The sequence below is a fragment of the Streptomyces sp. WAC04114 genome, assembly GCF_019733245.1.
GTDB classification, from domain to species: Bacteria; Actinomycetota; Actinomycetes; order Streptomycetales; family Streptomycetaceae; genus Streptomyces; species Streptomyces massasporeus_A.
Genome location: NZ_JAIGQA010000002.1, coordinates 74,912 through 88,336, shown reverse-complemented (window position 1 = coordinate 88,336; position 13,425 = coordinate 74,912). Strand labels below are relative to the sequence as shown.

Genomic DNA, 13,425 nt, shown 5'->3' with positions numbered 1-13,425 from the left:
CTGCCTGCGGCGACCTTAAGGGCCCGGACGTGCTCGTCGTCCCTGACACCTGTCAGGGACGACGAGCAACCGCTACACGGAGTCCGTGCGCCTCACGGCGCTCCCGGAGGAGATGACCTCAGCGGCGGAATGACCTCAGCCGAGTATTGCCTCAGCGCACCTGCCGTGCGTACGGCGCGACGGTGATCCGGTCGATCAGCGGCGCGTAGCGGGAGCGGAGCAGCACGCCCGGGAACGTGTCCGACGCGTAGGTGGTGCCGTCGAAGTTCGGCAGTTCCTCGGAGCGGAAGCCGATCGTGTTGTTCCCCTTCCTCAGCTGCACCGGGACGGTCAGCTCCCAGAAGTTGTTCTGATGGAAGCTGTGCGGGAAACCGACGCGCCGCGCGTCCTCGCCGTTGACGCTGATGTCGGCGTGGCGGGCGAGCGGGTCGGGGTTGTAGTGGGTGGCCTCGGACTGCTCCGGGTTGGAGTAGCGGATGCGCAGGGCGTACAGACCGGCCCGGTCCGCCGTGACGGTGAACGTCGCGGTGTTGCCGTTGCCGGGGGCGCCGCCGATACCCGTGATGGCCGTGCCGGCGGTGGCGAGGGAGAGCGGGGTGAGGGTGGCCGAGCCGGCGAGCCGCGCGTCCCCGGCCTCGTAGGCGCGCGTCGGCAGCGCGCCCTCGGTCGGGGTGACCGTGAGGCGGTCGACGAGGGTCGTGACCGGGCCCCCGGTCACGGTCACCTTGTTGACGCCGCCGGAGAGGGAGACCGCCGCACGGGTACTGCCCTTGGCCAGGCGCAGGACGTCGTGGCCGTTGACGGAGAGCCGGGCGCCGGTTCCGCCGAGGGTGTCGACCTGGAGTGTGGCCTCGCGGTCGGCCGGCGAGTACACCCAGAACGTGGCGCTCTGGCCCTTCGCGAGGCGGACCGCGCCCGAGCCGGTCGCCGCCGGCTTCGGAAGGTCGTAGACGGGACGTGCGCCGCTGGCCGGCCAGGCCAGTTCACCCTCGTGGACCTGCGTCTCCGCCGTGGCGCGGGGGAGGGAGAGGGCGAGGCGGTCGACGATCGCGTCGCCCTGGGTGGCGCGCTTGCCGTCGGCGCTCCGCGCGGCGAGCGTCAGAGTGTGGCTGCCCTTGGTGAGCTTCACCTTGGTGTCGGTGTGGTCCCAGACGACCCACTTGTAGCCGAGCGGCAGGTGCAGTTCCTGTTCGCTGCCGGCCTCGCCGTCCACCCGCAGGAAGACGTTGGTCGGGCCCTGCTCCGTGACCTTGTCGAAGGTGTTGAGGGAGTTGGCGAAGACGCTCAGGTCGTAGGTGCCGTCCTCGGGCACGTCCACGGTGAAGTCGAGCGCGACGTCCGAGCCGGTGCGCAGGCCGCCGACGTCGTAGCCGCCGGAGGTGTAGAACTTCGACACGTCACGCGGCGAGCCCTCCGGCCCGTTCTTCGACCAGCCGGAGCCGCTGTGCGCGGCGTCCTCCGCCTCGTACGAGGACTGCCAGCGCACGGGCGGGACCTGCGTGCCCTTGGCCTCGCCGGCGGGACTGAGCACCACCTCGTAGGCCGAGGACTCCGTCAGCTTCGGCAGGGCGCCGTCGCCGAAGTCGAGCGCGACCGTCCCGTCCTCACCGACCTTCAGGTTCGACTCGGCGAGCAGCTTCGGGCCGGACGAGTCGCCGACCTGCCCGCTCCACTCGATCTCCCGCACCCAGGCGTGCACGCGCCGGCCGAAGACCTTCTCCGGGACACCGGCGAAGGTGATGTGACCCTTGCCGCTGGAGCCGCCGAAGACCAGCCGGGCCTGCCTCCTCTTCTGGTCGAGCGTGGCGACGCCCTGCATGGTGTAGTTCTCGCCGGGGAACGGTGGGGTCACCTTCACCGTGTGCCCGCTCATCGAGGCGTATGAATTCAGCAGCCACCACTGGCCGTTGCCGCGGTTGGACTGCACGGCGGAGTCGGAGAGGTTCCCGTCGATGTTCCAGTACGCGATGTCGGCGTCGACCTTGGACTCCTCGATCGCGGACACCCACTGGATCATCTGGCCGGGCACCGAGGTGTGGTAGTTGAACGCGTACTCGTTGATGTTGACGGGGAGTTGGGTGCCTTCCTTGCCGGTGCCCTTGAAAAGGTCCTTCTCCCACGCCCGGTACGTGGCGACGCTCCGGCGCACCGCCTCCGGGTGGCTCAGTTCGTGCCAGGTGATGACGTCCGGGAGGGTGCCGGCGGCCAGGGTGTGGTTGAGGAAGCCCTTCACCTGGTCGTACAGGACGCTGGTGTTGGGTCCGGCGATGCGGGCGCTCGGCATTTTGCCCTTGATGAGCCGGTACACCTGGTCCCATGCGGCGAAGTAGTCGTCCGGGTCGTCGAGCCAGCTGACCTTGTCGTAGCTCCACTCGCCGGTGCCGAACATGTTGCCCTCGGGCTCGTTGAACGGCACGAAGACGATGTTGTCCTGGTACTGCTCGGGCAACTTGAGGACCTGGTCGACCTGCTGGGCGATCTTCTCCTCGTAGCCCTTGAGCTTCTCCGCGGGAGTGTCGCCCGGCCACTGGTAGGGGAAGCCGCGGTGGATGTCGGTCATGTAGATGTACACGTCACCGTCGGTGGAGTCGGCCAGCGGCTTCACCACCTCCAGGGCATCGGCACCGGGGTGCTGCGGACCGTCCTGCGCCTTGGTGGAGACCGTGCGCAGGCCCATGCCCTCCATGAGGTTGTTGGTCGGGACGTCCGGCCCGTACAGGCCGTAGAGGGTGCCGGAGGCGCCGCCGTGGAACGCGCCGGTGTTCGAGCCGAGGTCGACGGTGAGCTGCCCTTCGCGGACCACGGTGACGTTGGCCTCGACCGCGCGTCCGGCCGCGGTCCCGGCGACCGTGAAGGTGCCCGGCGCGGCGTACTTCTCGGCGGGGACGGCGTCCCAGGTGACGGGAGTGTCGCGGTCGTAGCCGTCGGAGAAGGAGGCTCGGACGGCGGCGGGGAGCGACGGGGCCGTCCCGGTCGTGGTACGTGCCTCGAAGGAGGTCTTCGAGAGCTGCTGGAGGGTGGGCACGGCCCCGACCGTACCGGCCACCTGCTCGGGGCTCAGGGCGGCGTGCCACACGGTGAAGTCGTCGATCGCGCCCTTGAGCAGCGGGTCCGGGTAGAGGGACTTGCCTATGTACCCGGCGGCGGTGGCCGAGGCGTCCAGCAGGTCCTTGGCCTTGATGCCGGTCTCGGCGGAGGAGACCGCCACGCCGTCGAGGTACGTGGTGAGCCGGCCCGCGGAGGTGTCGAGGGTGACGGTGACGGTCCGCCACTCGTCCGCGGGGAGCGGCGCGTAGCCACGCACCTGGGCCTCGGCGCCGCCACCACCGGTGGTCACGGAGGTCTGGAACAGCCCGCCGCCGCTGTAGGGCGTGCTGAAGAGGTACTTCGTGGTGTTCGTGCCCAGGTCGAAGATCCGCTGCCAGGGCGACTTGTCGCCGCTCCACTTCACGCGCGCGGAGACCGTCAGGTCGGCCGCGTCGCCGACCACGGCGCGGGGCAGACGGACGTACGCGCCGCTGGAGTCGGACGCGCCGCCGGGCAGGGCGAGGGCCTTGCCTCCGCCGGTGCCCTCGACGGACCGGGCGGTCGAGCCGTTGACCAGGTCTGCCGTCAGACCGTTGCCGGAACTGTCGGTGATCTTCCCGGAGGCCATGTCGTCCTGGTCGAAGGTGTAGCGGGCGGCGGGCCGGGGCGCCTCCGCCGCCTGTGCGGGAGCGGCCGGTGCGGCCAGCAGGCCCGCGCCGAGCGCGAGCGTCATGGCGGCGGGTGCTCGTCGCCGGGCGGATCTGTCAGCGGATGGCATGGATGGCGTCCTCGATCTCTGAGTGGGCGGGTCCGGGAGTGGAGGGTTCCGGGAGGAGAGGTTTCCGGGAGCAGGCCGTGCCGGGCGGTAGGCGGCCTGGGCGGCCGAACCCGGTCGGCTGCTCGTGGACGGGGGGCCGGCGAGGGTGCGTGGCAATGTCGATGTCGTCGTCGGTCGAATCGGTTCGATTTCCCTGGGGCGCAGGCACGTCTCCGGACGGTGGCAACGGCCGCTCGCCTCCTTGGGAGTAAGGAAGCAGCCCGGGTCTGCCGGAAGGATCACTGTGTCGAACCGGTTCGCGAAGCTAGCACCGGGGAACCCGGCCAGCAATCCCTCCGGCACAAGGAGATGTACGGCCCCGGAGTACGTGGAGAAAGTGTGGTCCGGGGTGTTGACAGGCATTCGGGCGCTTCCTACCGTCGCTTCACGCGAACCGGTTCGACTGCCGGCCCTCGCACCCCGTTCCACCCCCTCGTCCTCATGACCGGCGAGCGCTCTCTCCCCCGAGGCGTCGAACCGGTTCGAGCAAGGAGCCCCCGTGAACATCGGTGAGATCGCCAAGCGGGCCGGTGTCTCGCGGAGCACCGTGTCCTACGCGCTGAGCGGCAAGCGCTCGGTGTCGGAGGAGACCCGTCGCAAGATCCAGCAGGTCATCGACGAGCTGGGGTACCGGCCCAACGCCAGCGCGCGAGCCCTGGCCAACGGGCGCACCAGCACCCTCGGCCTCGTCTTCCCGCCCGCGGGCAACCACTACACCGGGATGCAGCTGGACTTCATCGGCAGCGTGGTGGAGGCGGCGGCGGTGCACGACTACGACGTGCTGCTGTCGCCCAGCGGTGCCGACAGCGACCGTTCGTTCCAGCGCCTGCTGGGGGAGCGGAGGGTCGACGGGGCGATCCTGATGGAGATCAGGCTGGAGGACGACCGGGTCGACCACCTGGCCGAACTGGACTTCCCCGCCGTCGCCATCGGCCGCACCGCCCACCCGGAGAACGGCTGGTGGGTGAGTCTGGACCACACCGCGCTCGCCGCGGCCTGCGTCCATCACCTCGCCGACCTCGGCCACCGCCGGGTCGCCTTCGTCAACCGGCCCGAGCAACTGCTGCGCGCCGGGTACGAGTCCGCCCACCGCGGCCTGGACGGCTTCACCAAGGCCGCGGCCGAGCGCGGGCTCACGGTAAGGACGTACTGCTGCGGGGACGACGCGGCGTCCGGCCAGGCGTGCCTGGAGCGGATCCTGCACGACGACCCGGCCACCACCGCCCTGGTCACACTGAACGAGGCCGCACTGGGCGGCCTGTACCGGGGGCTCGCGAAGGCGGGCCGGCACGTACCGCGCGACTTCTCCGTCACCGGAGTCGTCGCGAGCCGGTGGGCCGAGACGGTCACCCCGCAGCTCACCGCGGCGGACGTACCGGCCGAGGAGATGGGCCGTCGCGCGGTCGGCCTGCTCGTCGAGCGGATCGAGCACCCCGCCGCGCCGGGCCGCCATCACCTGCTCACACCGCCGATCTCGCTGCGGGCCAGCACCGGGCCCGCGACCGGCACATCCTTCCCCGCAGCCTGACCGCACAGCGCAGCCCCCTCACCCCTCTCCCTCCTCACGAGCACCCGACCTCACCCTCGCCGGTTCGGCATGCCCGCTTCCCCCCAGCCACCACTCCCACGGCACCCGTGTGCCCAGAACGAAGGACCCGCCATGCACAGCTCCTCAAGGCGCCGGCTCGCCGCGGTGGCCCTGTCGACCGTCGTCGCCGTCACCGGTGCCGCCTGCTCCGCCGGGTCGGGCAGCGCCGACGCGAAGGGCTCGGACAGTGGCGCGTACACCGTCTGGGACCCGTACCCGCAGTTCGCCAAGGGCTCGGCCTGGGTGAAGCTGCTGGACGCGTGCGGCGCCAAGGCCGGGGTGAAGATCAAGAGGACCGGCTACGACACCAGCGATCTGGCGAACAAGGCGCTGCTGGCCGCCCAGCAGGACAACTCCGCGGACGTCCTCATCGTCGACAACCCCGTGGTGTCGACGCTGGCCGAGGCGGGCGTGCTCACCAGCACCGAGGACAACAAGCTCGACACCTCGAAGGTCGACCCCAACCTGCTCGCCGCCGGCCAGTCGGACGGCAAGACCTACGGAACCCCGATCGGCGCCAACACCCTCGCCCTCTACTACAACAAGAGGGTCCTGAAGGAGGCCGGGGTGGACATGGCCTCGGTCAAGGACTGGACGTCGCTCACGGCGGCGCTGGCGAAGGTGAAGGCGGCGGGCAAGAAGGGCATCACCTTCTCCGCCATCGGCACGGAGGAGGGCAGCTTCCAGTTCCTGCCGTGGTTCTGGGGCGCGGGAGCCGAGCTGACCGAACTCGACTCCGCGCAGGCCGTATCCGCCCTGTCGCTGTGGAAGGACTGGCTGAAGGAGGGCTACGCACCCAACTCCGTCATCAACAACACCCAGACCACCAGCTGGCAGGAGTTCGCCGGCGGCGACTACGCCTTCGCCGAGAACGGGACGTGGCAGCTCGCCAACGCGAAGAAGGCCGGCTTCGAGTACGGCGTCCTGCCGGTGCCGGGTGCCGACGGAGGCAGCGCCGCAGCCCCGACCGGCGGCGAGTTCGTCACCATCCCCACCCAGGGCGACACCGGCCGCTACGCCACCTCCCAGAAGCTGGCGACCTGTCTGACCAGCACCCAGAACCTGTACGACACCGACACCACCCTGTCCTACGTGGCCCCCACCAGCGAGGTCCAGGCCAAGCAGGTCGAGGCGGACGCCGAGCTGAAGCCCTGGGTCGCGGCGGTCAAGGCGGCCAAGGGGCGCACCAGCGACGACCTGGGCACCACGTACCCGAAGATCTCCGAGCAGCTGTGGAAGGCCGTCCAGTCCGCCCTCAGCGGCGCCAAGTCGCCCGAGGACGCCCTCACTTCGGCGCAGGCGGCGGTGAAGTGACGAGGGCCCGATGAAGCAGACGACCCAACCGCCGGACCACCTGTCCGCGCACGCCCGGAACGGGGCGGCCACAGCCACCCCGCCCCCGGCACCCGCGCGCGCCCGGCGCCGTCCCACCTCCCCGCAGTGGGCCGCCTGGGGGTTCCTCGCCCCGGTGACCCTCTACCTGGCCCTCTTCTACGCCTATCCGCTCTACCGCAACCTCGACCTCAGCCTGCGCGACTACACCGTCCGCTCCTTCGTCCAGGGCAACGCGCCCTTCACCGGCATCGAGAACTACCGGACCGTCCTCGACGACCCGACCTTCGCCCCCGCCCTGCTCCACACCGCGCTCTTCACCGCCGTCTGCCTGGTCTTCCAGTACGCCATCGGTCTGGCCCTCGCGGTCTTCTTCAGCCGGCACTTCCGGCTGTCGGCGACCCTGCGCGCGCTGTTCCTGGTGCCGTGGCTGCTGCCGCTGATCGTGTCGGCGTCCACCTGGTCGTGGATGCTCAACAGTGAATCGGGCGTCGTCAACGCCGCCCTGCACGCCCTCGGCATCGACCCGGTGAACTGGCTGACCTCACCCTCCTGGTCGCTGATCTCGGTGATCATCGCGAACATCTGGATCGGTGTCCCGTTCAACCTGGTCGTGCTGTACAGCGGCCTGCAGTCCATCCCCGCGAGCCTGTACGAGGCCGCCGCCCTCGACGGCGCGAACGCCTGGCAGCGCTTCTGGCGCATCACCTTCCCGCTGCTGCGGCCGGTGTCCGCGATCACCCTGCTCCTCGGCCTGATCTACACCCTCAAGGTCTTCGACATCATCTGGATCATGACCAAGGGCGGCCCGGCCGACTCGTCGACCACCTTCGCCACCTGGTCCTATCAGCTCGGCTTCGGCAATCTCCTGCCCGCCTTCGGACCCGGCGCGGCCGTCGGCAACCTGCTGGTCGTCGCCGCCCTGGTGTTCGGCCTGATCTACGTGAAGGTCCAGCGAAAGCAGGCGCTGTCATGAACCGACGCACCGGCCGCACATGGTGGAAGACCGCCCTCGGGCTGCTCCTGACCGCCATCATGCTCTTCCCGGTCTACTGGATGCTCAACGTGTCCCTCACACCCGACCGGGACATGCGCAAGAGCCCACCCGACCTCTTCCCCACGCACGGCACACTGGACGGCTACCGCACGGTCCTCCACGAGCAGCTGCCCTACCTCGGCACCAGCCTCGTCATCGGTCTGGGCACCGTCGTCCTGACCATCGCCCTGTCCGCCCCCGCCGGCTACGCCCTGGCCAAACTGCGCCCACGCGGTGGCGGCATCCTCAACTTCGTCCTGCTGGCCGCCCAGATGATCCCCGGCATCATCATGGCGATGGGCTTCTACGCCATCTACCTCAGCCTCGGCCTGCTGCAGTCCGTCCCCGGCCTGATCGTCGCCGACTCCACGCTGGCCGTCCCCTTCGGCGTGCTGATCTTCACCGCGTTCATGTCCGGCATCCCCGGCGAGCTGCTCCAGGCTGCGAAGACCGACGGCGCGGGAGCCCTGCGGACCTTCTGGTCCGTCGTGCTGCCGATGAGCCGCAACGCCGTCGTCACGGTGTCCCTGTTCGCGTTCCTGTGGTCCTGGTCCGACTTCGTCTTCGCCGGCACCCTCGCAGGCGGCGGCCCCCACGAGCCGATCACCCTCGGCATCTACCACTACATCGGCAACAACAACCAGGAGTGGAACGCCATCATGGCCACCGCCGTCGTCGCCTCGCTGCCCGCCGCGGTCATCCTCGTCCTCGCCCAGCGCTACGTCGCCGCCGGAGTGACCGCCGGGGCCGTCAAGGACTGAACCGGGGCCGACCCCTCTCACTCTCCCCGTCACCGCCGAGCGGCCTGCACGCCGGCCGACCGGTGACCCCTGCTCGAGAAACGAGTCAGCGCCATGACCGCCGCCCGATCCGGCCCGGCCTTCTCCGTCCACGACATCCCGTTCAGCACCCACGGATCCTGGTTCGACATCTCACCCGTGGTGGCGGAGAAGACCTACGCCGAGGACCTCCATCTCGTCTCGCACCAGAACGGCATGCACGCCGTCCTGCGCCTCGTCCCGCTGGACCCGGCGACGGGCGACCGGGCCGAAGCCCGCGTCGAGACCACACCGGGCCTGCTCAGCTGGATCGGCGCGGTCGGACGCATCGACCTCTCCTACGAGTCGCCCGGCACCGTGCGCCTGCGGGGGAGCGGCCTGGGCATCGGCGTGGAGGCGGCCGCGCGGACCCTCACCCCCTTCAGCGGGACGTACTTCTTCCGCGACCCGGCCGCCGACGCGCACGTGTTCACCTCCTACGAGACCGGACGCCGCTACCGCGTCACCGTGCTGTCCGGCACCGTCACCGACGCCGGCACCCAGACCCTGGGCGGCGGCCACCGCGGCCTCACCGTGGCCGCGGAGGCGTCCGGCCCCTGGGAGATCGCGATCGAGGAACTCGACACCGCCCGCCCGCCGTACGCGTCCCCGGCGACGTTCGACGCGATCACCGAGGCCGAGCGGCGCTCGTTCGCGGAGTTCGTCGACCGGGTGGCCCCGTGGCGCTCCTCCGCCACCCCCGCCGCCGAACTCGCCGCCTACGTCGTCTGGTCGGCGACCGTACGCCCCACCGGGCTCGTCACCCGGCCCGCGGTGCTGATGTCCAAGCATTGGATGGACAAGGTCTGGAGCTGGGACCACTGCTTCAACGCCCTCGCCCTCGCACCCGGTTACCCCGACCTGGCCCTCGACCAGTTCGCCCTGCCCTTCGACCACCAGGACGACAGCGGCGCCCTGCCCGACTCCGTCACCCACTCCGAAGTCCTCTACAACTTCGTCAAACCGCCCATCCACGGCTGGACCTTCGGCCGGCTGCGCCGCCGCCTGCCGACCCCTCCCGGCCACGCCGAGCTCACCGAGACCTACAGTCGGCTGGAACGCTGGACGGACTTCTGGCTCACCGCCCGGCGAGCCCCCGGCGCCGACCTGCCCCACTACCAGCACGGCAACGACAGCGGCTGGGACAACGCCACCACCTTCGACCCCGCTCGGGTCGTCGAAAGCGCCGACCTGGCCGCCTTCCTCGTCCTCCAGCTGCATGAACTGGCCTACCTGGCCACCGCGTTGGACAAGCCGGACCAGGCACACCGGTGGACACGGGCGGCCGAGGAGACGCAGGCGGCGCTGCTCGGCCGGCTCTGGGCCACCGACCGGTTCGTGGCCCGGGCGGTCGACACCGGGGACACCTGGAGCAGCTCCAGCCTCCTCGATCTGATGCCCGTCGTCCTCGGCGAACACCTGCCCGCCGACATCAGCGGCACGCTGGCCGACCACATCAAGGCCCACCTCACGCCGTACGGCCTCGCCACCGAGCTGCCCAGCTCACCGCACTACCTCGCCGACGGGTACTGGCGCGGCCCCATCTGGGCCCCCGCCACCGTCCTCATCGAGGACGGCCTGCGCCGCGCCGGCCACGAACGCCTCGCGGACGACATCAGCGCCCGCTTCCGCGCCCTGTGCGAAGCCCACGGCTTCGCCGAGAACTTCGACGCGCTCACCGGAACGGGCCTGCGCGACCGCGCCTACACCTGGACCGCCAGCAGCTACCTCCTCCTCGCCGAGGCACATGCTCACCGAGAGGGCCGATGACCGCAGGGCAGGCAACCGATGCGCCTCACAGCCGGGCCGCGTGGTCGGGGACGTACGTCTGCAGGTCACGCGGGGGGCGCTGGTAGCCGGTCGACGGGGGGCGGTCCGGCAGTTCCAGTACGGGGGGCGGCACCTCGTGGTACGGCACCGAGTCCAGCAGGTGGGCGATCATGTTCAGCCGGGCGCGGCGCTTGTCGTCGCTCTCGACGACGTACCACGGGGCCTCCGTGATGTCGGTGTGCACCATCATCTCGTCCTTCGCCCGCGAGTACGACTCCCAGCGGCTGATCGACTCCAGGTCCATCGGCGACAGCTTCCAGTGCCGCAGCGGGTCCTCCAGACGCCGGCGGAAGCGCTCCTGCTGCTCGGTGTCGCTCACCGAGAACCAGTACTTGCGCAGCAGGATGCCGTCCTCGGTCAGCATCCGCTCGAAGATCGGGCACTGGCGCAGGAAGAGCTGGTACTCCTCCTTCGAGCAGAAGCCCATCACGTGCTCGACACCGGCCCGGTTGTACCAGGACCGGTCGAACAGCACGATCTCCCCGGCGGCCGGCAGGTGCTCGACGTACCGCTGGAAGTACCACTGGGTGCGCTCACGCTCGGTGGGCTTCGGCAGTGCCGCGATCCGCGCCACCCGGGGGTTGAGGTGCTCGGCGACCCGCTTGATCGTCCCGCCCTTGCCGGCCGCGTCCCGCCCCTCGAAGACCACGACCAGCCGGGCACCCTCGCTGCGCACCCATTCCTGGAGCTTCACCAACTCCGTCTGCAGGCGCAGCAGTTCCTTCTCGTACGCCTTGCGCGGCACCTTCGCCGCCCGCTGTTTCGTCATGCCGCCTCCGCACGCCGCGGTGCCGTCGGGCCTCCGTTCCTGCACCGTACTGTCCTGCCGGGGCCCGCGCACGACGTACCGCCCCGCCGGCGGCGACAGCACGGACCGTCGTCGGAAGGGCCCGCCCGAGTGGCCATCGCAGATCGAATCGAGGGAGGCTGGAGGGGAGGCGGCGGTTCCGAGGACCGACCGCGGTCTCCGGGCGCCGTGAGGAGCGCCGGCGGACGAGCTGCGCAGCGGATGGGAGAAAGCCCATGAGGGTCGGAGTACTGACCGGCGGCGGTGACTGCCCCGGCCTCAACGCCGTGATCCGCAGTGTCGTCCGCAAGGGCGTCCAGGAATACGCGTTCGACTTCGTCGGGGTGCGGGACGGCTGGCTCGGCCTGCTCAAGAACGACATCGTTCCGCTGGACGTCGCCGCTGTCCGGGGGATCCTCCCGCGTGGCGGGACCATCCTCGGCTCCTCCCGCACGAACCCGTTCAAGCACGAGGACGGGCTGCGACGGGTACAGGACACCCTCGCCTCGCACGAGATCGACGCGCTCGTCGTGATCGGCGGCGAGGACACGCTGGGGGCGGCCACGGAGCTCAGCCGGCAGGGGATCAACCTCGTCGGTGTGCCGAAGACCATCGACAACGACGTCTCGGGCACCGACTACACCTTCGGTTTCGACACGGCCGTCGGTATCGCGACGGAGGCCATCGACCGCCTCCACACCACCGCGGAGTCACACATGCGCGCCCTCGTGGTCGAGGTGATGGGGCGGCACTCGGGGTGGATCGCGTTGCACGCCGGCGTCGCGGGCGGCGCCAACGTGATCCTCGTCCCGGAACGGCCCTTCGACATCGATCAGGTCTGTGAGCTGGTGAAACGCCGGTTCGAGATCAACTACGCGCCGATCGTCGTCGTGGCCGAAGGGGCGGTCCCCAAGGAGGGACAGCTGATGGTCAAGGACCAGTCCCTGGACGAGTTCGGCCATGTGCGGCTGTCCGGCATCGGAGAGTGGCTGGCCCAGGAGATCTCGGCCCGTACCCAGAAGGACGCCCGTACGACGGTCCTCGGCCACATCCAGCGCGGTGGCACACCGAGCGCCTTCGACCGGTGGCTCGCCACCCGGTTCGGACTGCATGCCATCGACGCGGTCAAGGAAGGCGACTTCGGCCGCATGGTCGCCCTGCGTGGTACGCGGATCGTCCGGGTCCCCCTCGCGGATGCCACCGCGCAGAACAAGGTGGTCGATCCGTCGCTGTACGACGAGTTCCAGGCCTTCTACGGCTGAGCGGTCACCCTCCGTGCGGCACGACCGCCACCGGACAGCGGGCGTGGTGCAGGACGGCGTGGGCGACCGGCCCGAGACGGCCCTCTGCCGCCCTTGCCCCGGCGCGGCGCCCCACGACGAGCAGGTCCGCACCAGTGGAGGCATTCAGGAGTGCTTCCGCGGGGTGGAGCAGCATGAGATCGCTGCCGACGGTCACACCGGGATACTTCTCCTGCCACGGGCGCAGGACGTCGGACAGCCGCAGCACCTCCTGGTCCTCCCAGTCCGCCCGGTCCTCCTCGGTCACCACCAGGGTCCGTGCCGAGACGGATTCGGCGGGAAAGGCCCAGGCCTGCACCACGTGCAGCGGCGCGGTGTGAGCCTCGGCCGCCGAGAACGCGAAGTCGGCCACCTCACCGACCGGCCGGTGCGCGTCGAAGCCCAGGACGACCTGGCCGGTGCCATGCGCTGCGGGGCCTTGCTCCGCGAAGGAGCCGGGGCGGTACGGGACGAGCACGACGGGGCAGGGGGCCGCTGCCGCCGCCCGCAGAGCCACCGAGCCGACCGCCAGCCCCTCGAACCCGCCCGTTCCGCGCATGCCGGCGACGAGGAGCCCCGCATCACCTGCCGCGTCGACGAGCGCCTCGGCCGGGGCGTCGTCGGACTGCACGCTCTCCACCCGGAGGTCCGGGTGACGGTCGGCGAGGTCTGCGACCGTCCGCTGGAGCCACTGGGCGCCGATGTCGCGCAGCCGGTGCAGGGCCGGATCCGGAACGCCGGTACCGGGGAGCTGTGGAGACGCGTGCAGCAGCCGCAGCGGGACGCCGCGCAGCGCCGCCTCCCGCGCCGCAAGATCGGCCGCCGCCGCGGCCCGCTCGGACCCGTCGATACCCACCAGCACAGGGAGCCGCATCCCGGCCTCCTCACTCCGCCCGCACCCTCGCGGGCT

The 13,425-nt window shown here is 70.6% G+C and carries 9 protein-coding genes; 6 read left to right on the top strand and 3 right to left on the bottom strand.

Features of this window, described 5'->3' with window-relative positions; all coding sequences use genetic code 11:
• Window positions 1-151: 151 nt before the first annotated feature.
• On the bottom strand, window positions 152-3,805 hold the full coding sequence (locus K4G64_RS01270; protein ID WP_260459828.1) for a LamG-like jellyroll fold domain-containing protein: 3,654 nt from the start codon (window positions 3,803-3,805) through the stop codon (window positions 152-154).
• Between the two features lie 538 nt (window positions 3,806-4,343).
• Here K4G64_RS01270 and K4G64_RS01265 point away from each other — a divergent pair.
• The 5 genes from K4G64_RS01265 to K4G64_RS01245 all read left to right on the top strand — a co-directional run bounded on the left by K4G64_RS01265 (window position 4,344) and on the right by K4G64_RS01245 (window position 10,388).
• Window positions 4,344-5,372: a LacI family DNA-binding transcriptional regulator gene (locus K4G64_RS01265; RefSeq protein ID WP_221754153.1), complete on the top strand. Its 1,029-nt coding sequence runs from the start codon at window positions 4,344-4,346 to the stop codon at window positions 5,370-5,372.
• A 132-nt stretch (window positions 5,373-5,504) separates the two neighbouring features.
• Window positions 5,505-6,746 carry an extracellular solute-binding protein gene (locus tag K4G64_RS01260; protein WP_221754152.1) on the top strand — a complete coding sequence of 414 codons (1,242 nt, stop codon included), beginning with the start codon at window positions 5,505-5,507 and terminating at the stop codon, window positions 6,744-6,746.
• Window positions 6,747-6,756: 10 nt separating this feature from the next.
• Entirely contained in the window at window positions 6,757-7,740 is a 984-nt protein-coding gene (locus K4G64_RS01255; protein ID WP_221754151.1) for a carbohydrate ABC transporter permease, read from the top strand.
• Window positions 7,737-8,561 (top strand): carbohydrate ABC transporter permease, encoded by an 825-nt coding sequence (locus K4G64_RS01250; protein WP_221754150.1) that lies wholly within the window; start codon window positions 7,737-7,739, stop codon window positions 8,559-8,561. Before K4G64_RS01255 ends, K4G64_RS01250 begins: the two co-directional genes overlap by 4 nt.
• A gap of 93 nt (window positions 8,562-8,654) precedes the next feature.
• Window positions 8,655-10,388, top strand: coding sequence for an amylo-alpha-1,6-glucosidase (locus K4G64_RS01245; protein ID WP_221754149.1), 1,734 nt, complete (start codon window positions 8,655-8,657; stop codon window positions 10,386-10,388).
• Between the two features lie 25 nt (window positions 10,389-10,413).
• On the opposite strand, the gene ppk2 is transcribed toward K4G64_RS01245, so the two are convergent.
• Complete coding sequence (ppk2, locus tag K4G64_RS01240; protein ID WP_221754148.1) at window positions 10,414-11,217, bottom strand: polyphosphate kinase 2; 804 nt, start codon at window positions 11,215-11,217, stop codon at window positions 10,414-10,416.
• Between the two features lie 254 nt (window positions 11,218-11,471).
• On the opposite strand from ppk2, the gene K4G64_RS01235 reads away from it, so the two are divergent.
• Window positions 11,472-12,497: a 6-phosphofructokinase gene (locus K4G64_RS01235; RefSeq protein WP_221754147.1), complete on the top strand. Its 1,026-nt coding sequence runs from the start codon at window positions 11,472-11,474 to the stop codon at window positions 12,495-12,497.
• 4 nt (window positions 12,498-12,501) lie between these two features.
• On the opposite strand, the gene K4G64_RS01230 is transcribed toward K4G64_RS01235, so the two are convergent.
• The gene (locus K4G64_RS01230) at window positions 12,502-13,389 is read right to left on the bottom strand and encodes a universal stress protein (RefSeq protein ID WP_221754146.1); all 888 of its coding nucleotides are present in this window, start codon (window positions 13,387-13,389) and stop codon (window positions 12,502-12,504) included.
• Window positions 13,390-13,425 lie beyond the last annotated feature (36 nt).

Bases quoted from the DNA above. Each gene is read 5' to 3' on its own strand.
- K4G64_RS01270 (WP_260459828.1), bottom strand. From the start codon at position 3,805: ATGCCATCCGCTGACAGATCCGCCCGGCGACGAGCACCCGCCGCCATG.
- K4G64_RS01260 (WP_221754152.1), top strand. From the start codon at position 5,505: ATGCACAGCTCCTCAAGGCGCCGGCTCGCCGCGGTGGCCCTGTCGACC.
- K4G64_RS01255 (WP_221754151.1), top strand. From the start codon at position 6,757: ATGAAGCAGACGACCCAACCGCCGGACCACCTGTCCGCGCACGCCCGG.
- K4G64_RS01250 (WP_221754150.1), top strand. From the start codon at position 7,737: ATGAACCGACGCACCGGCCGCACATGGTGGAAGACCGCCCTCGGGCTG.
- K4G64_RS01245 (WP_221754149.1), top strand. From the start codon at position 8,655: ATGACCGCCGCCCGATCCGGCCCGGCCTTCTCCGTCCACGACATCCCG.
- ppk2 (WP_221754148.1), bottom strand. From the start codon at position 11,217: ATGACGAAACAGCGGGCGGCGAAGGTGCCGCGCAAGGCGTACGAGAAG.
- K4G64_RS01235 (WP_221754147.1), top strand. From the start codon at position 11,472: ATGAGGGTCGGAGTACTGACCGGCGGCGGTGACTGCCCCGGCCTCAAC.
- K4G64_RS01230 (WP_221754146.1), bottom strand. From the start codon at position 13,389: ATGCGGCTCCCTGTGCTGGTGGGTATCGACGGGTCCGAGCGGGCCGCG.